The organism is Streptomyces sp. NPDC016459, assembly GCF_040632845.1.
Lineage (GTDB): Bacteria > Actinomycetota > Actinomycetes > Streptomycetales > Streptomycetaceae > Streptomyces.
On record NZ_JBEYCR010000018.1, the window covers coordinates 1 to 16,267 of the forward strand.

Below are 16,267 nucleotides of genomic sequence, written 5' to 3' on the forward strand. Positions count from 1 at the left end.
ATGTGCCAGCACCGCCCGATTGACCATGATCACCACAGCCGGATCATGCCACCAGCCAGGCACGCTGCCTCAACCACTATCACGCACCAACTCGTAAAGCGAAGATCACCGCCACGGACACCCACCCCTTCTGGGCAGTCAGCCTGAAGAAGTGGATCAACGCGGGCGACATCACGTCGGGGACGACGCTCCACGCGTCGGACGGCATGACCGTCGAGGTGACTGCGGTCCGGCACTACACGAAGCAACAGCGGACCTTTGACCTGACCGTCAACCGCATCCACACGTACTATGTGCTGGCGGGGGCTACCCCGGTCCTGGTACATAACACGGAACCTGGCTGCGGTGTGACGGCGGAGACCCTGGATCAGGCGTGGTCGTCATGGAATACGCCAGCGAATCTTGAACACGTGATTGACCCGGCCAAGCATGGGTTTGGGGATCTGGTGGCCAAGACCGGGGGGCGAGAGGGAGCCCTTCGTTCGATCATGGATAGTCTTCATGGCGCTACGGATTTGCCAGCTGCAGGAAGGTACGAGGTGAACCGAGAAATTTCAGGAGAGACGGTGACGATCCGAGGAGCCGTAGTGAATGGAGTCCCCCGGCTCGGCACGGCATTCATTCCTGGAAAATTCCCCGGCTAGGAAAATCTGTGCGAGGCGCTCTTTGGGCAGCCTCTAAATTCCAAGAACTCGCAGCGCTCGCCCCCGAGGGGGCGACTACCCGGAGGCATCCCGCCGTGCCCGTTGCAATCACTCCTCGCCCCATGAGCCCAGTTGAGAGGGCTGTAGTTGAGCTGATCCTCGCCAATGAATTCCCCGGCGCAGCTGAACTGCGAGCCCAAGTTGACTTCGTACAGGTGGTTGCAAAATGGGGAGTAGATTCAGCGAGCGTCGACCTGCTGGTGTCGGAAGAAGCTCCTCGGTCACCGGGAGTCACCGGCGTGATTCCGGTGGATGCAACAGTTGTGGACAAAACAGGTTCACTGTTCGGGGAGATTCTTCTCTGGGCTACCAATGGATGCCTCTCGGCGATCGAATACGCATGGTATGGGGATGAGCCGCCAAGCGCCCTCCCAGATATCGGAATGATCTCCATCGAGGTGCGACCTTAGTCTGGCGCTTTACATGCGTTCTATTACCTGGGCGAGTTGAACTGCATGTGCCGGATGGCGAATTAAATCAGGAAATCAGCCCTGCGTCAGAATGCCAAGAAGCCCCACCGGATAACACTCCGGTGGGGCTTCTTGGCGTTTGACGGCAGTAGTTGACGGCAACGTCAGCGGACGGTGGCTGCGCAAAGCGGTGGGGTGTCGCCATCGTCGGGCTGGCCGGTGATGGCGGCGGAGGTACGGAGGGAGTTACCAAGAAGATCGATAGCGTCGCGCTGGAGGCGGAGCCGGACGTGGGCGTAGACGGTGGCAGTGACGCCGATGTGGGCGTGGCCGAGGAGTTCCTTGATGACAACGAGTTCCACCCCCTGCTCCAGGAGGAGCGTCGCCGCCGAGTGGCGGAGGTCGTGGAACCGGATGCGGCGGAGCCTGGCACGGTGAAGCAGAGCGGTGAAGGACAGCGCGGAGAGCCAGCGCTGGCGCCTCGCCCCGGCCGAACCCGAACGCACCAGCGACCCCGTCCTGCGCTATGCACCCCTGAGCCACTGGAACGGCCGCCAGTCCTGGCGGTTGGCCCGCTCGACCGCGCTGCGACCGGCACCCGACGCGACGCCCTCCTTCAGCGACACGCTGCTAGTAGTGCTTCGTTAGGTTCTTCGTCTGGTTCTGTTGCGGGGTAGGGGTCGGCCGCAGGTGGTGCAGGTGCCGGTCCAGCACTGCAGTAGGTCCTGGAGGGTGTCGAGGACCTGGTAGAGGGTCAGGTCGGCGTGTGGGCTTGTGGGTCGAGCCGCCGCAGGGTGAGGAAGGCCTGGGCGGCGGTGACGAGGGTGACGTGGTGATGCCAGCCGCGCCAGGTGCCGCCTTCGAAGTGGTCCAGGCCCAGACCGTGCTTGAGCTCGCGGTAGTCGTGTTCGATGCGCCAGCGCATCTTCGCCCACCGCACCAGCTCGGCACGGGGAGTTTCCGGCGGCAGGTTCGATATCCAGAAGCCGGTCGGAATCTCCTGGTCAGCGGGCCACTCGACCAGCACGGTGGAAACGGGCAGGACACCGTCCCACCGGTTGCGTCCGCCGCCTGCCGCCTGGGCGGCGGCCAGGGACTGCTTGCCCGCCGCGCGCAGAGCCAGGACCGCGAACCGTGAGGTCATCGTGCCTTTGCTGCCCTGCCGCCAAGCCACCTCGGCAAAGCGGCCCGCGGCAGCGGCCTCGGCCGCGTGGACGGAAAGCGCTTGCGGTGCCGTCCGGTAACGGGGAAGCGTCGGCGGTCCAAGCCCTCCGTAACCCGGCTGATGGGGCTCGACATCCAGGGCGTGCGCCACTTCTTTCCCGGTCAGCGCCAGCACATAGGACACGCCCCGTTCCTCCAGGCCATGGCGGAAGGGGGCGCTGACGCCGTAACCCGCGTCGGCGACCACCACCGGCGGAGTCAGTCCCCACCCGGACACGTTGTCCAGCAGACCGAGTGCGAGCCGCCACTTCTCCTGATGGACGGTGCCGTCCGGGATGCCGGCCCGGCGGCAGCGGCCCGGTTCATCCGTCCACTCCCCAGGCAGGTACAACTCCCAGTCCAGCGGGCACGAAGCGGTGTCGGTGGTGGCATGGACACTGACCGCGACCTGGCAGTTCGCCCGCTTCCCGAGCGCTCCGCAGTACTGCCGTGCCGGATTGTGTCGAGTGCCTCCCGGGCGCCGATCCGGCCGTTCTCGTCGAGCGTGGCGGGAATGACGACGTGCGTAGCGGCCGTCAGTCCGGCGACGACCAGTTTGCCGCCGGCACGGGGCGGGAGGTCTATCACCGCCAGGTCGTCGTCCGTCACCACTCCGTCAAGGCCGTTCCGCAGGCGGAACTCTATGCCGGTAGACTGGTCCGTCTCGCGGTGGGCCAGCGCTCGCTCGGCGGCCAGCACATGAATGCCCGACCATGCCTCGGAGGCCTCCAGCAGGACATCGGCCGCCAGACCCTTTTCGCCCTTGGGATCGGCGGCCAGGAGGTCGTTGAGGCTGCACGGCAGCGCCTCGGGGTCGAGACCGAGTTCAGAGGTGAGGGTGCCTCGGGGGTCCAGGTCCGCCGCGTACACGGTCCCGATCTTGCCCGCGTGGGCGCGGCGGCGGGCGGTCGCTGCCAGCCCTGCGGCCAGCGCGCTTTTCCCCACCCCGCCCTTCTCGCTGTATGACGCTACGCGCTTGCCTGCCATGCCCGTCCTCTCCACTTTCCCGTGGTGATGGCCGCAGCGTAGCTTCCGGCCGCGCGCGGCCGGACACCGAATCTGGAGTGTCAGAATGTTCTGACACCCGGTTTTTGCCTGCACGAGCACGGCACCCCTGCCGGGCGGAACGGGGTCTGCGGTAAACGCGGACTGATCTCGGCGTCGCCTCCTGAGGGGGCGGCCCGGGGCCAGTTCGTAGCTGAAGATTCAGAGATCGGAGGGGAGTTGCTCTCCGGTCTCGGCGTCGTACGCCGCCCCGGTCGGGGACAGGCGCACGGTTCGGACGGGGGCCTGGTCCCCTTCCTTCCATGTCGCTCCGCCGACCGCTATCCGGACCGTGACGTCGGCCATCGGGTCCTTGACCGGCACCGCGACCTCAGGGGTCTTGGCGATCCAGGGATCTGTCCCCTTCGTGGCGCGGGCGCTCTCCCCCGCCGCGTCGAGCCGCAGATACCTGGCCTTCCTGTCGGCGTAGGTGCGCAGCTCGATGACGACGCGGTCGCGGTCACCGTTCCACCGGGCGACCAGCTCGGCACTGACGCCGTCCACACTCAGCTCGGCTCCCGACCTTCCCTTGTAGGCGGCGGCGGTGCGCGCACGCTCCTCGCGCTGCTGCCCGGCCTCCCGCTGCTCCCAGATGCCTGCGGCGGTGATGGCCAGGGCTGCGACCGCTGCGGCGTACGGCCAGGTGCGCCGGCGCTTTGCGGGTGGCTGCGTCGTGCCGTGCGGGGGCTCGGGGGTGAGCGGCTCGGGGACGCTGTGCCAGGCCGGTGCTGCGGTGTGGTCGGTCCACCACTCTGGATCTTTGCCCATGCGGGCGACGGTAGCGCGGAGCTGCGCGGCTTGGCCGGGCTTCCGGACAACTCCGCCACGTGGGCGCGGGTGATCAGCCACAGTGCCGCCTGGTCACTGTTGAAGCCGTACGCGGTGATGTCCTCGCGTTCACCGATCGCGGCGAGCTGCGCGGCCCCACTGAGCCGTCCTGCCCGCGCGGCCTGGACGACGTCATGGTGCCGGGCGTCGAAAGTGGTCGACGGCTCCTTGCGCTCCTCGCTGTCGTCGGCCGGGGCGGCCTCCTCGGCCGGTGCCGGACGGTCCTCGCTCGGGTCCTTCCTGCGGTCGTCCTCGCTGCGCTCCTCCACGGCGTCCGGGGTCTCGTGCCCGGCGTCCGGGGTCCCAAGAACGGCGGCCATGCTGTCGGCGTCACACCCCGTCACCAGAGGAAACGTCTCCGCGGGTAAGTGCGCGGTGCCCGGCGGACGGCGGACGGCGGACGGGTGTCGTCTCAGGCTGCGGCCGACGGGTGGGCCGTTTCGGCGGCGCGGCGGTATGCGGCGTTGATGCGCTGGGCTTCCTCGAGTGGGTCTTCGAGGACGAAGATGCGGCAGGCGGCCTCGATGGGGGTGCCCTGGTCGACGAGTTCGCGGGCCCGTGCGGCGATGCGCAGCTGGTAGCGGGAGTAGCGGCGGTGGCCGCCGACGGAGCGCAGCGGGGTGATCAGGCGGGCTTCGCCGATGGCGCGCAGGAAGGCGGGGGGGTGCCGAGCATCTCGGCGGCCGGCCCATCGTGTAGGCGGGATAGTCGTCGTCGAGATGCCCGCGTGTGTCGTCTGCTGTCATCTGCACCTCTCTCTGAAACGCGTGGAGGGGCCCTGGTGCCGTACGGCACCGGGGCCCCGAAGGAACTGCTACACCACCTGCCGGCCCTGATACCGCGCCGGCCTTCTGTGTCCGCAGACCCGACCTGACTGCTGCCGGGATTGCGGGGATCGCGGTTGCTTGACCGGAGACCACCTCACTAACGATGTCCTGCGGTACCCGGACTCAAGACTCTGTCCAGGCGATCCTGATGGTGCTTCGTTCCTCCGTTCTTCCCTCAGTGATCAACTACTTACTACGGGGTACTGCGTACTACTGGTACTGCTCTCTTGCGGGTACTGCTGGTGATGCGACCTGCTGAACGAACTGTGACAGCGTCGCTCTTCGGCAGCCAGCCCCGTTGCCCGTCCTGCGCCTGCTCTGGCTTGGAACCCCACTGCCGAACTTCCCGGTGCGCGCGTCCGCAGCCGACACCTTCACCGGGGGTACCGCTCACTGACTTCACTGCTGGGTACTGCGTACTGCACTCACGGGTACCGCACAACTGCCATGCCCGCAGTCCCGCTTGCGGCGGCCCCTGATCACTGCGGGCCACCCGGTCCGGCCGTCAGCCCCGTCGCCGTCCTGCAACCACCCTGGCTTCGAAACTCCACCGCCGCACCGTCCTGCGAACTGCAATCGCGTGTACTGCTGCCCGGCAGTTCGTCTCTGCCGGGCCCTGCGGTCCTTCTTGGCTACGGGAGAAACAATAGCCACACCGATGCCTAATATCTACTCCGGCCGACACAGATTTTCGCCCGTCCAGCGGTGAGCTAATCGACCTCGAACAGCGCACCACAAGACGCAGGGGCAGTCATCGCCGGGTTACCCCCTACACCCGGTGCACAAGTACCGGACGGGCCGCCCCAGGCGATGGCGATCCAGAGACCACGGTGCCCCTGATGGACACGATGAGCGTCAACGTCGCGACCGCCCGCTCCACGGCCGACGCCCGCGAGTGCACCCGGGCCTTCCTCGACCGCCTCGTACGCCCGATCGCAGTCGAAGTCGCCCACGTGATGGTCCTGGTCGTCTCGGAACTATGAAGGCGCCGCCCAGCAGGCGATCTCGTGGCTGGAGCCTTCTCTGGGCAGGAGGATCTCGTCGAGACAGAGAGCCCTGTCACCTCTGCCGCACGCCGCTGCTCCTGGACGGCTGCAGGTGCGCTCCGCCCAGTCCGACTTCCCCACCGCCGAGCGCGTCACCAGGCGTCGGTGCCCCGGAGGGCAGACGGTCCGGCCCGAATGGTGGACGGAGGTGATAGGGGATCGCTACGACGCATAACGTGCCGTGCGAATGCTGCACTGGGGACCAGCTTCGGGGTGCCTGTCGGACTGCCGACGCCAAGGTTCATGCTGTCACCCTCGCGAGTAGCACCTCGGCCATCGGCTGGCACCCGCTCGGCCTTCCTGCCAGGCCATGTCCACCACCAGCCGGGAGGAACTTCGCCTGCACACCTTCATCACCACCACCCCATGGTCATCCCCTACGGGACAACACCCGCAACACCGGCTGGGTCAACGTCGGGACCGACCACGACACGGGCGAATTTGCGGTGCAATCCATCCACCGATGGTGGCAGCAGCGCGGACGCACCGATCACCCCGATGCCCCCAGGCTGCTGATCACCGCCGACTGCGGAAGTTCCAACGACCTCCGCCGCTGGACATGGAAGAAGCACCTTGCCGCCTTCGCCCTGAAAACGGCCTCGAGATCACCGTCTGCCACTTCCCACCCGGAACATCGAAGTGGAACAGGACCGAACACCGCATGTTCTGCCGCATCATCGTTAACTGGGCGCGCCAGGCCCCTGACCAGCTACCAGACCGTCAACGAGACGTGATCGCCGGGCCGTACGGGGTGTTCTCGGTCTGGGCGCCGCTGCCGCACATCGCTTGCTGGTACAGCGTCTTCAGCGCGTCGTCGATGGGGTGGTGCTGCGCCATACCCGAGGAGTCCATCTCGTTCCACCTCTGAAGGTTGACCGCGACGGACATCTGGCGTGTGCCGTCGGCCGAGGTCAGGGACACCGTTCCGGCCCCCCAGACCGTGCCGTCGTGGCCCCAGAAGGTGCCGCAGCCCCCGTTTTCGACCTTGTGCAGACCGAGGCCGTACTGGATCGTCGTTCCGTCCAGTGCGATGACCGGGACGGTGCGCTGCATCTCCGCCAGCGACGATCGGTTGACGATCTTGCCGTCGAGCAACTTGCGGTAGAAACGGTTGAGATCCTCCATAGTCGAAACCAGAGCGGCCCCCGTCCCCGTCCAGGACATGTTGTAGACGCTGTAGTCCCGCGGGGGGTCGAGCAGGCCCCACAAGGCCTCGTACATCCGCGAGTGCGGCCCCGCGATCCGGGGCCCGGCCGGAAAGCCCGTGTGCCGGAGGCCCGCGCGTTCGATGACGTTGCGGGTGATGTACTCCTCGGCCGGGATACCGGTCACCTTCTCCAGCAGCTGGCCGAGGAGCAGGTAGTTGGTGTTGGAGTACACCCCCGGGGTGGCTCCGGGCTCGGCGGCGGGAGGCGCGTTGACGCCCATCTCGATCAGCTCGCCTGGGCGGAACTGCCTGAACCGGTTCTCGTCCAGGCTCTCGGACGACATGTCCTGCAGAGAAGGAAAGGCATAGCGGATGTAGTCGGGGAAACCGCTGGTGTTGTTGAGCAGCATGCGGACCGTGATCCTCCTGCCACGTTCTCCCGGTACCAGCTGCGGCAGATAGTCGCCGATCGGCGCATCGAGTCCAATCCGGCCCTGCTCGACCTGCTGCATGATCGCGGCGGCGGTGAAGGTCTTGGTGATGCTGCCGACGCGCTGCCGCATGTCGGGCTTGACGGGACGCCCGGTCCTGACATCGGCGACCCCGGAAGCCCCACGCCATATTCGGCTGGCGTCGCGCACCTCGGCGTACACCCCGGGGATCCCCGCACCGTGGACATCGTCCAGGGCGGTCTTGAGCTCCGCGGGATCGAAGCCGACCGACGGGCTCGCGTCGGCGGCCGGCACGGGCCTCGTCTCATCGGGCGCGGGAACCGCCCCCACCGTGCCCGCACAGACACTCAGCGCGGCCACACTTCCGCATACCGCCAGTCGGATCTTCAAGACGTCCGTCCTTTCATGATCGGTGAGTGCATCGGGGACTCTCTCCGAGCGGGTCGCCATCCACGACTCATTCGGCCAGCGCGCGGCGCAGAGCGGCGCCGAGTTCGACGTTCTGCCGCTGCGAGACATCGGCGGAGAGGATCGCCTGGGATCCGTGGAATGTGCCGGGCCACTGATGGAGTTCGACCGACACGCCCGCCTGCATCAGGCGCAGCGCGTAGGCGATGCCCTCGTCCCGGTTCGGACAGAACTCCGCTGTGGCGATGTAGGCCGGCGGCAGGCCGGACAGATCGGCCGCCCGCGCCGGGGCGGCGTACGGGGTGGCGGGCCGGGACCCCAGGTAGTGCCGCCACGCCGCGGCAAGCTTGTCGCGATCGAACCAGGGGGTGCTGGTGAAATTCCGCGCTGACCAGGACTCCTGCCGATCGTCCAGTCCCGGCTGGTTGAGCAGCTGGAAGCAGATCGCCGGCCCTTGCTCGTCTCGCGCCCGCAAGCACACCGCAGCCGCGAGGTTCGCACCTGCACTGTGCCCCCCGACCGCGATCCGCGCCGGGTCGATGCCGAGTTCGTCCGCGCGCTCATCCGTCCAGGCCAGTGCGGCGTAGGCGTCGTCGAGGGCGGCCGGGAACGGGTGCTCGGGCGCCAGGCGATAGCCCACCGAGATCACCACCGCCCCGGAGAGGTCCGCGATCCGGGCGGCCCACGGATGCTCGGTGTCCAGGTCACCGAAGACTCCGCCGCCGCCGTGCAGCCAGACGACGGCGCCTTGGGCCCAGTGCGGGCGGTAGACCCGCACCGCCACATCCGCACCGGCATCGGCGGACACCGTACGGTCCTCGATGTCCATGCGGGAGGTGTCTGGTGCCGGCGTCGCCGCCGCCCGTTCGGCGAAGTCCTTGCGCGCGGCGACCGGGTCGTTCATGTCCATGTACGGCAGGAAGGGGATGAACGCTTCGAGTTCGGGATCCATGGCGACCATCCTTGCGGCCGAGCCCCGAGGGGTCGTCCGACATCCGTCGCGCATCCCGCACCGATCACGCACCCATCGGCGCGTCCTCGTTCTTCTACCCTTCTGCCATGGAAGCACTGGCCGTACGGCTGTCGGGACTCGATCCGTACGTCGACGGAGCAATCCGCATCATCGCCTTCTACGACACGCTGATGCGCCGACGGGTAGATCTCTCGGCGCTCGCTCGGGCGTCGGCGGGCCTGGCCGAGTGCGTGACCGGTATCCGGCTCCACGACACGGGCCGGGCGACCCGCTTCACGGCCGACGGCAGGCACGCCTCCGCCCCGCCGTCGCCCGCGTCCACCACCGTGCCGATCATTCTCGACGAGGAGGAGATCGGCACGGTGTGGCTGGAGCGCCCCGGGCCTCCCAATCCTCTCGACGAGGTACTCCTCGACCGGCTCGCCATCGCCACCGCAGCAGCCGTCGAGCGGTACGGCCCGGCTCGCACGACCATGGCCGACCCCGCCCTCGTCGAGCTCGCCGTCGGCCCCGACGGCGACGAGGTGACCAGGGCGCGCGCGTTGCGGCTCCTCGGTTTCGCCGCCGAGCTGCCGGTCCACGTGGCCGCCGTGCGCTCACATCTCCCGCTCGACCAGATCGGCGGCCTGATCTGCCCGGCCCGCCCGGTTAAGGCAGCACCTCTCGCCGACGTGGGCGTCATCCTGGCCACCGCGATCGACCCCGCCCGGTTTCCGGCAGGCGTACGCGCGGGCATCGGCGCCGCCGGAAGTCCCGGCCGATCCTGGCGGGAAGCCCGCACCGCTCTCCGCTTCACGACCCCTCGCGCGCCTGTCGTCCACTACGCCGACCTGGGCGCGCTGGCTCTCCTGGCCGAGATATCTCCGGACGTCTCACGCGACAACACCGACGTGGCCGCCATCGCCCGCATCGCCGACAGCCCGGAACACATGGAAACCCTGGACGCATACTGCGCCACCGGCTCCATACGCCGGGCCGCCGAGCTCCTCCACCTGCACCACAGCAGCGTCGCCCGCCGACTCGAACGCATCGCCAAGACCCTGGACGTCGAACTCACCACATCCACTGGGCTGACACGGGTCAGACTCGCCCTCACCGCATGGCGGCTACTGCAGGAATGAGGGGATGCGCCTCCCCGAGCTTGCAAGGACGCGGTCGTGCCAGGCAGCGGGGATAGCCGGACTACGCCGGACACCGTCGACCCGGTCTTCTTCGACAGGCCCCCAGAACTGCAAAGGCTCGGATTTAACCGGCCCGCAGCGGGGGAATCCAAGCCTTTCTGCTTGAGACCTGCCGTCAGCGTCGGATGACTGGCTCTATTCGCGGGCCGTTCTCGCGTACAGAGCCATCCGCACGTGTCGCACCTCGGAACCGATGGCGGGGTGCTGTAGTCCCCTGCCCGATGATCTGCAGCGCAAGCCGGAGTGCGGAGGCCGGAAGCCGAGGTCAGACCCCTCGCAGCGGGAGGATGTGGCCGCCTCACCGGGGCAGGAACGCCAGTGAGCAAGCGCCAGTGAGCAAGCGCAACCTCTCCGAAACGCAGCGAGCAAGCCGGGGAGACATCCCCTCTTTGCGGACCGATCTGCTCAAGGTGGCCGACCCGATTCTTCGCCCACCCGGGCCGGCTCACCGGGCCTTCATACGCCCCCGCCGTCTGATCTTCACAGCACACACGGCGCCCAGAGAACCTGCATCATCCGATTGCCAGGTGCTGCGGTGCCGCCACGAGCCCCCGTGCAGCTCAGCGGGGGTCGCCGTACGAAGCCTCTTCCATGGCCGTCAGGAGCAACTGGAATTCGGCGTCGTCGAGCGCGTGGGTCACCGTGCCGAGCTGTACGGGGCACCGGCTCACGAGGGATGCGGCGAACTGCAGGACGGCCGCCTGGCTTCTGGAGGCTCCCTGGGACCACGTTGAGGTCTTCAGGAGGTGGCCGACGCCGTCCCAGTGGACCGCCGGATACCGGGCGGAAAGGCCGATCAGCGGCTGGTCGACCGCAGCCGCCAGTTCCTGGTCGTGGGTGAGACGTCGCAGCCAGTAACCGTCACTGTGAGCCCCCAGCAATTTCGTCGCGGCCCGCATCGGCTCATTCACCACCCCCTCCAGCAAACTCTCGGCGAGCTCCTCCCCCGTCGCGCTGTCACCGACCACAGTCACTGGCATCTCCCTTCGTCGTGAAGCAAAAGCCACCAAGACGGCGGCCCACGACTTCACTGTGCGCGGAGGCACCGGCCAGCCTGTGGCGAACACGCCGGACGATGCGAAGTCATGGACCGGTGGCACCAACCGCGTCTTTCCGGCCGTCGCCGAATCGACGTCCTGCCGTGCCCATCACCACGACGCCGAGCGCGAGTCCTGGACGCTGCGATCGTCCGGCTCTGCCTCGGCCACCGGATCGAGGTCAGCGGCGAGGGCAAGCTGGAGTGGGAGTACCGGGACAACCGCGTTCGGGTGGTGTACATCCCGACGTCATAGCGTCATCGGCACGACCATCTTGAGCGCCTATGGCGAGGTCGGCTGATGGGCACGCCTCGTTCCGGCTCGTAGACCGCTCCAAGGCCGGCGGCTCTAGGCTGGCGTGGGCGACTCAGGCTCATCGGAGGCGGCCTGACGGCCGCTGACATGGCCTCGACTCACGCTCGGCCTCTGTCACTCGTACGGATGCAGGTCGCCGTCGGGTGAAACCACCCTGCCCGGAACTGCAGTCGAAAGGGGCACGCAGATCCACGAGCAGCACATTGCCGAACCGGGCCCGGGCCTCCTGGACGTCACCGCTGCCGAACTGGAGACGGCCCGCGCGGTGCTGTGCTGGACGGGCCCCAGCAGCTGTCGGCGGCCTCCGGCATCACGCCGGTGGGCGCACGGGCTGATACACGAGGAGCTCTTCGACGAGCTGGCGCTCAAGGGCTCCGACGTCTCTGCGGGCCAGCTCGGCGAACACATCACCGCCCGTGGCGTGGACCTGCAGGACCACCCCACCGGGGCGTGATGGTCTCGCGGGCGGCGCAGACGAGGGCGACGTTGTCCGGGGCAGGTATGCCGTCGGGAAGGTGGAGCACGTCTTCCAGGCCGATTCGGGTGTCCAGGCCGCGGGAGGCCGCGAGGCGGAGGACGGGCCAGGCAGCGGTGTCTTCGCCGTGCAGGAGGATCGGCGTGGCGACTGATTCCAGTTCGCCCAGCAGGTCGGTGGCGGCATGGACCGCATCCTGCGGGGCCGTTTCGGTGATCTCGGCCAGGATGCGCAGGACTCGGCGGGATTCGGGCCAGTCCAGGAACCGCTGTGCCGCAGGAGTACCCGAGTAGATACCGGCTTCGATACCGACCCGCCGGTCCAGCAGGGCCGCGGCCACATCGGTGGCGCCGTCCTCATGCCAGTTGACAGAGGCGTGGTCAGGTAGCACGGTCCATGCCCGGACCTGCGCGGCGCGGGCCTTAGGGTCCGCTGTGGCCCACGCGCCGGTGGTGACCCCAACAGGGACGCCCGGGACTGCGGCCCGTACCGCGTTGACTGCGGCGGCGACGGCGGCGGCTTCCAGCGTGTCCCGGCCGTCGCGGTCCTTGGGGTGCAGATGGATGTCCTCGGCGCCGGCGGCGACAGCCTCGCGGGCCGCCACCGCCAGTTCGTCGGGGGTCATCGGGAGATGGGAACACTCGGCGCGGCTTCGAGCACCGTTGAGACAGACCTGCAGCATGACGTCATCGTCGCAGGTCGCGACCGGAAGGCCTCCTGGCAGGGTGACGGGACTCAGACCGAGATCGACTGGCACGGAGCGATTACGATTCACGCGCCCTACTAACTTGATCTTTAACGTCTGGGCCGTTGGGCAGCTGCTGAAGAGGGTCGAGGTGGCCTCAGGCTGCGTGGGACCATTTTCGGTATGCGCCTGGTAGCTGACGGAGCCACGCCGACCTCGCGGTTGGTGCTGGTGAAGGACCTCGAGACTGACGACGGATATGCCTTCGAGCTGGCGAGCCCGCTCTTCCTGGCCGTCGGTGATCGAGTCGTTTTCGAAGCCAGCGGGCTTGTCGTCGTGCGGGCCAGTGGAGTGCGGTTGTCGCCGGCCGGCGACTGGTCCACTCGTTGCGGCCCCGGGTCTCTGCGCCGCCGGTAGAAGCCGTTCCTCGAACGGTGCGTCGTACTTGATCACTCGGTTCGGTATCCGCCGTACACGGAAGCGGCCTTCGTCTGAACATGTGCTCCGACCAAGGAACACACACGTCCAGTACGAAGGCCGTGAGGATGAGTCTGCTGTATCACGATGCCCGGCGAGAGTCGTTGACGGAACTGTCATGCTTCCGGGGCGAGTTCTACTCCTGTCTCACCGCCCGTCCGGATGCCCTGTTCGAGCTTGCCGACGCGGTTTCGTGCGGAGACGAGCCGGTGAGGTCACTGGCCGAGCTGTCGCTGGTCGGCGAACACCGCCGTGGTCACGGAGGGCTCTACGCCGCCCTCGCTCAGGGCCAGGTCGACCCAGACCGGATGCGACGAGCCCTGGCCTCGGTGCCGCTGCCCCGGGCGGCCGACGACCGACTGGTCCTGGCCGTCGACGTCACCTGCTGGCTGCGGCCCGCCGCCCACACCTCACCGCAGCGGATCCTGTGTCACACCTACGGCCGGGGCAAGGACCAGCACATTCCCGTTCCCGGCTGGCCCTACTCGATCGTCTGCGCGCTGGAACCCGGCCGCAGCTCGTGGACCGCACCGCTGGACGCGTTGCGTCTGGCGCCTGGGGACGACACCGCTATCGTCACCGGCCGGCAGTTGCGGGACCTGGTCGAGCGGCTGATCGCCGCAGGTCAGTGGCAGACCGGGGACCCAGACGTGCTTGTCATCGCGGATGCCGGATACGACGCGCCCCGCCTCGCCTTCCTGCTGAAGGATCTGCCGGTGCAGGTGCTGGCCCGGATGCGCTCGGATCGCGTCCTGCGTCGGCCCGCCCCGCCGCGGGAGCCTCACACCAGGGGCCGGCCGCCCCGGCACGGCGGCGAGTTCGTCTTCGGACAGCCCGACACCTGGGGCACCCCGGACACCGAAACCGTCACCGACACACGCCTCTACGGCACCGCCCTCGCCCGCTCCTGGGACCGGCTGCACCCCAAGCTCACCCACCGTTCTTCCTGGGCCGCGGCCGACGGCACCCTTCCGATCGTCGAGGGAACGGTGATCCGCTTGGACATCGCCCATCTGCCCAGCGGAGCCACCCCGAAGCCGGTCTGGCTGTGGTGGTCGGGCACCGACGCAGACGCAGCGGACACCGACCGGCTCTGGCAGGCATACCTGCGTCGTTTCGACATCGAGCACACCTTCCGCCTGTTCAAGCAGACCCTCGGCTGGACCTGCTCGAAGATCCGAACCCCCGAAGCGGCCGACCGCTGGACCTGGCTGATCCTCGCCGCCTACACCCAACTGCGACTGGCCCGGCCACTGGCAGCCGACCGGCGCCACCCATGGGAGAAGCCCGTCTCCTCGGACAGGCTTACCCCGGCACGTGTCCGCCGCGACTTCCGGCACATCCGCCCCAAGACTGCCTGCCCGGCCCAGGCACCGAAACCCACCCGCCCCGGACCCGGACGGCCTCCCGGCCGGAAGAACACCCGGCCCACCCCACGCCACGACGTCCACACACCCCGCCAGACGGGCACCACCACGTCCCAGACCAAGAAGTCGACCAGGCCACGACCCCGCCGCACAGGTTAAAGATCAAGCTAGCTCCAACACTCGAGGAGAGAAGCCGGTGGTCTGGAACTCACGGACGAAGCTGCGGTCTGCGCCATGAAACGTAACGAAGATTTCGTCCATCAGCTGGCGGGTGGTCTGGTGGATGTGGTGGTCACGGACGAACCGGAAGCGCGGATCTGTGACCTCGTCGGAGACCTTGCGAACGCGCTCGGACAAGCTTTTTGGCATAGCGGCATATGTACACCAGACTGCCCAACGTTCTGCCGGCTTGAATGGGCGAGGTCTCCGGTGGCCCCGGCTCAGGCGTGCCCGGCCGCCGGCTCCCACAGCGGGCGGGCGAGCCCGGTTCCGTCGCGGTGGAAGCACCGGCCGCCTCCCGGCGTGCTGCGGGCACCGATGGTGCCGGCGGCGTGGCAGAGGAGCCGGGTGAGGCCCGCAGTGTGGGCCTCGTGGAGCGGGAGTTCCTGCCGTCTGCCGAGCGTGACCTCCAGCGCGACGCCGGGGGGTGTCTCGGCGTCCGGCAGGGCCGTTGCCCTGGGTTCACGTCATGGAGACGACGACCTTGCCGGCTTTTGCGCGGCCCTTTTCGACGTACTCCATGGCCTGAAGGGTCTCGTCGAAGGGGAAGACCCGGTCGACGACGGAGCGGATCTTCCCGGCGTCGATGAGGGGGGTGAGTTCACGCAGCTGGTCGCCACTGGCCTTCATGAACAGGAAGGAGTACGTGACACCGAGACGCTTGGCCTGGCGCCGGGTCTTGGCGCTGAGCGCGGCGATGCCCAGGCGGAGCACCAGGTTCGAGCCGAGTTCGCGGGCGCTTGCCGGGTCGGGCGGGCCCGCGACGGAGATGGCCAGGCCGCCGGGCTTGAGGATGCGCAGGGACTTGGCGAGGTTCTCGCCGCCGAGGGAGTCCAGGACGAGGTCGTAGCCGGTGAGGAGTTCGGAGAAGTCCTGGGTGCGGTAGTCGATGACCTCGTCCGCGCCGAGGTCCTTGACGAGGTCGATCTTGGCGGTGCTCGCGGTGGCGGCCACGTGCGCGCCCAGTGCCTTGGCCAGTTGGATGGTGATGGATCCCAGGCCGCCGGCGCCCGCGTGGATGAGGACCTTCTGGCCCGGCTGCACCTTGGCCCGCTCGACCAGGGCCTGCCAGGCGGTCAGGGCGACCAGGGGGAGGGAGGCGGCCTCGGTCATGGTGAGCGTGGCGGGCTTGGCCGCCAGGTCGTCCTGGTGGACGGCGAGGAGTTCGGCGAAGGTGCCGATGCGGTCCTTGTCGGGCCGCGCGTAGACCTCGTCGCCCACCGCGAAGCGGGTGACGGACGATCCGACGCGGACGACGGTCCCGGCGAGGTCGTTGCCCAGGACGAGCGGGAGACGGTAGGGCAGGATCTGCTTGAGGTCACCGTCGCGGATCTTCATGTCCAGCGGGTTGACACTCGCCGCGTCGATCCTGACCAGAACGTCGTCGGCGCCCACCTGGGGGGCGGTTATCTCGGCGGCACGCATGTTGGACGCGTCACCGTACTTCTCGACCATGAAGGCCTTCATCG

General features: G+C 68.1%; 12 protein-coding genes and 7 pseudogenes. 8 read left to right on the forward strand and 11 right to left on the reverse strand.

What is annotated here, in order from left to right; genetic code table 11:
- Positions 1-155 precede the first annotated feature (155 nt).
- Complete coding sequence (locus ABZ567_RS28570; RefSeq protein ID WP_360795264.1) at positions 156-644, forward strand: hypothetical protein; 489 nt, start codon at positions 156-158, stop codon at positions 642-644.
- A 122-nt stretch (positions 645-766) separates the two neighbouring features.
- The gene (locus ABZ567_RS28575) at positions 767-1,114 is read left to right on the forward strand and encodes a hypothetical protein (RefSeq protein WP_360795073.1); all 348 of its coding nucleotides are present in this window, start codon (positions 767-769) and stop codon (positions 1,112-1,114) included.
- A gap of 164 nt (positions 1,115-1,278) precedes the next feature.
- Here ABZ567_RS28575 and ABZ567_RS28580 read toward each other — a convergent pair.
- Positions 1,279-1,557, reverse strand: a pseudogene (locus tag ABZ567_RS28580) (tyrosine-type recombinase/integrase); the annotation flags it as partial.
- Between the two features lie 10 nt (positions 1,558-1,567).
- Between ABZ567_RS28580 and ABZ567_RS28585 the strand changes: the two are divergent.
- Positions 1,568-1,759, forward strand: a pseudogene (locus ABZ567_RS28585) (hypothetical protein); the annotation flags it as partial.
- A 109-nt stretch (positions 1,760-1,868) separates the two neighbouring features.
- Here ABZ567_RS28585 and ABZ567_RS28590 read toward each other — a convergent pair.
- From ABZ567_RS28590 to ABZ567_RS28605, 4 genes and pseudogenes are all read right to left on the reverse strand, one after another.
- A pseudogene (locus ABZ567_RS28590) lies at positions 1,869-2,771 on the reverse strand (IS701 family transposase); the annotation flags it as partial.
- 56 nt (positions 2,772-2,827) lie between these two features.
- Positions 2,828-3,304 (reverse strand): annotated as a pseudogene (locus ABZ567_RS28595) (AAA family ATPase); the annotation flags it as partial.
- Positions 3,305-3,523: 219 nt separating this feature from the next.
- Positions 3,524-4,129, reverse strand: a complete 606-nt coding sequence (locus ABZ567_RS28600) for a hypothetical protein (protein ID WP_360795076.1) — start codon at positions 4,127-4,129, stop codon at positions 3,524-3,526.
- A gap of 472 nt (positions 4,130-4,601) precedes the next feature.
- Positions 4,602-4,935 (reverse strand): annotated as a pseudogene (locus ABZ567_RS28605) (MerR family transcriptional regulator).
- 920 nt (positions 4,936-5,855) lie between these two features.
- Here ABZ567_RS28605 and ABZ567_RS28610 point away from each other — a divergent pair.
- Entirely contained in the window at positions 5,856-5,999 is a 144-nt protein-coding gene (locus ABZ567_RS28610) for a hypothetical protein (protein WP_360795079.1), read from the forward strand.
- A 458-nt stretch (positions 6,000-6,457) separates the two neighbouring features.
- Positions 6,458-6,784: pseudogene (locus ABZ567_RS28615) on the forward strand (ISAzo13 family transposase); the annotation flags it as partial.
- Here the strand turns inward: ABZ567_RS28615 and ABZ567_RS28620 are convergent.
- Together ABZ567_RS28620 and ABZ567_RS28625 are read right to left on the reverse strand one after the other, a co-directional pair.
- Entirely contained in the window at positions 6,783-8,111 is a 1,329-nt protein-coding gene (locus ABZ567_RS28620) for a serine hydrolase domain-containing protein (RefSeq protein ID WP_360795082.1), read from the reverse strand. The pseudogene ABZ567_RS28615 and the gene ABZ567_RS28620 overlap by 2 nt on opposite strands.
- Before the next feature lie 7 nt (positions 8,112-8,118).
- The gene (locus tag ABZ567_RS28625; protein WP_360795085.1) at positions 8,119-9,021 is read right to left on the reverse strand and encodes an alpha/beta hydrolase; all 903 of its coding nucleotides are present in this window, start codon (positions 9,019-9,021) and stop codon (positions 8,119-8,121) included.
- A 107-nt stretch (positions 9,022-9,128) separates the two neighbouring features.
- Here ABZ567_RS28625 and ABZ567_RS28630 point away from each other — a divergent pair, with 107 nt between their 5' ends.
- Positions 9,129-10,163, forward strand: a complete 1,035-nt coding sequence (locus tag ABZ567_RS28630) for a helix-turn-helix domain-containing protein (RefSeq protein WP_360795088.1) — start codon at positions 9,129-9,131, stop codon at positions 10,161-10,163.
- A 620-nt stretch (positions 10,164-10,783) separates the two neighbouring features.
- Here the strand turns inward: ABZ567_RS28630 and ABZ567_RS28635 are convergent.
- Positions 10,784-11,197, reverse strand: a complete 414-nt coding sequence (locus ABZ567_RS28635; protein ID WP_360795091.1) for a hypothetical protein — start codon at positions 11,195-11,197, stop codon at positions 10,784-10,786.
- A 703-nt stretch (positions 11,198-11,900) separates the two neighbouring features.
- Here ABZ567_RS28635 and ABZ567_RS28640 point away from each other — a divergent pair.
- A pseudogene (locus tag ABZ567_RS28640) lies at positions 11,901-12,023 on the forward strand (MOSC domain-containing protein); the annotation flags it as partial.
- Here ABZ567_RS28640 and ABZ567_RS28645 read toward each other — a convergent pair.
- The gene (locus tag ABZ567_RS28645; RefSeq protein ID WP_360795267.1) at positions 11,983-12,732 is read right to left on the reverse strand and encodes a 3-keto-5-aminohexanoate cleavage protein; all 750 of its coding nucleotides are present in this window, start codon (positions 12,730-12,732) and stop codon (positions 11,983-11,985) included. The pseudogene ABZ567_RS28640 and the gene ABZ567_RS28645 sit on opposite strands and share 41 nt — an antisense overlap.
- Before the next feature lie 548 nt (positions 12,733-13,280).
- Here ABZ567_RS28645 and ABZ567_RS28650 point away from each other — a divergent pair.
- Positions 13,281-14,738 carry an NF041680 family putative transposase gene (locus ABZ567_RS28650; RefSeq protein WP_360795094.1) on the forward strand — a complete coding sequence of 486 codons (1,458 nt, stop codon included), beginning with the start codon at positions 13,281-13,283 and terminating at the stop codon, positions 14,736-14,738.
- Positions 14,739-14,741: 3 nt separating this feature from the next.
- On the opposite strand, the gene ABZ567_RS28655 is transcribed toward ABZ567_RS28650, so the two are convergent.
- Positions 14,742-14,936, reverse strand: a complete 195-nt coding sequence (locus tag ABZ567_RS28655) for a hypothetical protein (protein WP_360795097.1) — start codon at positions 14,934-14,936, stop codon at positions 14,742-14,744.
- 324 nt (positions 14,937-15,260) lie between these two features.
- Positions 15,261-16,265, reverse strand: coding sequence for an NADP-dependent oxidoreductase (locus tag ABZ567_RS28660; RefSeq protein WP_360795270.1), 1,005 nt, complete (start codon positions 16,263-16,265; stop codon positions 15,261-15,263).
- Positions 16,266-16,267 lie beyond the last annotated feature (2 nt).

Coding starts and splice junctions, on each gene's coding strand:
- ABZ567_RS28575 (WP_360795073.1), top strand. CDS start 767: ATGAGCCCAGTTGAGAGGGCTGTAGTTGAGCTGATCCTCGCCAATGAA.
- ABZ567_RS28600 (WP_360795076.1), bottom strand. CDS start 4,129: ATGGGCAAAGATCCAGAGTGGTGGACCGACCACACCGCAGCACCGGCC.
- ABZ567_RS28610 (WP_360795079.1), top strand. CDS start 5,856: ATGGACACGATGAGCGTCAACGTCGCGACCGCCCGCTCCACGGCCGAC.
- ABZ567_RS28620 (WP_360795082.1), bottom strand. CDS start 8,111: ATGGCGACCCGCTCGGAGAGAGTCCCCGATGCACTCACCGATCATGAA.
- ABZ567_RS28625 (WP_360795085.1), bottom strand. CDS start 9,021: ATGGATCCCGAACTCGAAGCGTTCATCCCCTTCCTGCCGTACATGGAC.
- ABZ567_RS28630 (WP_360795088.1), top strand. CDS start 9,129: ATGGAAGCACTGGCCGTACGGCTGTCGGGACTCGATCCGTACGTCGAC.
- ABZ567_RS28645 (WP_360795267.1), bottom strand. CDS start 12,732: ATGCTGCAGGTCTGTCTCAACGGTGCTCGAAGCCGCGCCGAGTGTTCC.
- ABZ567_RS28650 (WP_360795094.1), top strand. CDS start 13,281: ATGAGTCTGCTGTATCACGATGCCCGGCGAGAGTCGTTGACGGAACTG.
- ABZ567_RS28660 (WP_360795270.1), bottom strand. CDS start 16,265: ATGAAGGCCTTCATGGTCGAGAAGTACGGTGACGCGTCCAACATGCGT.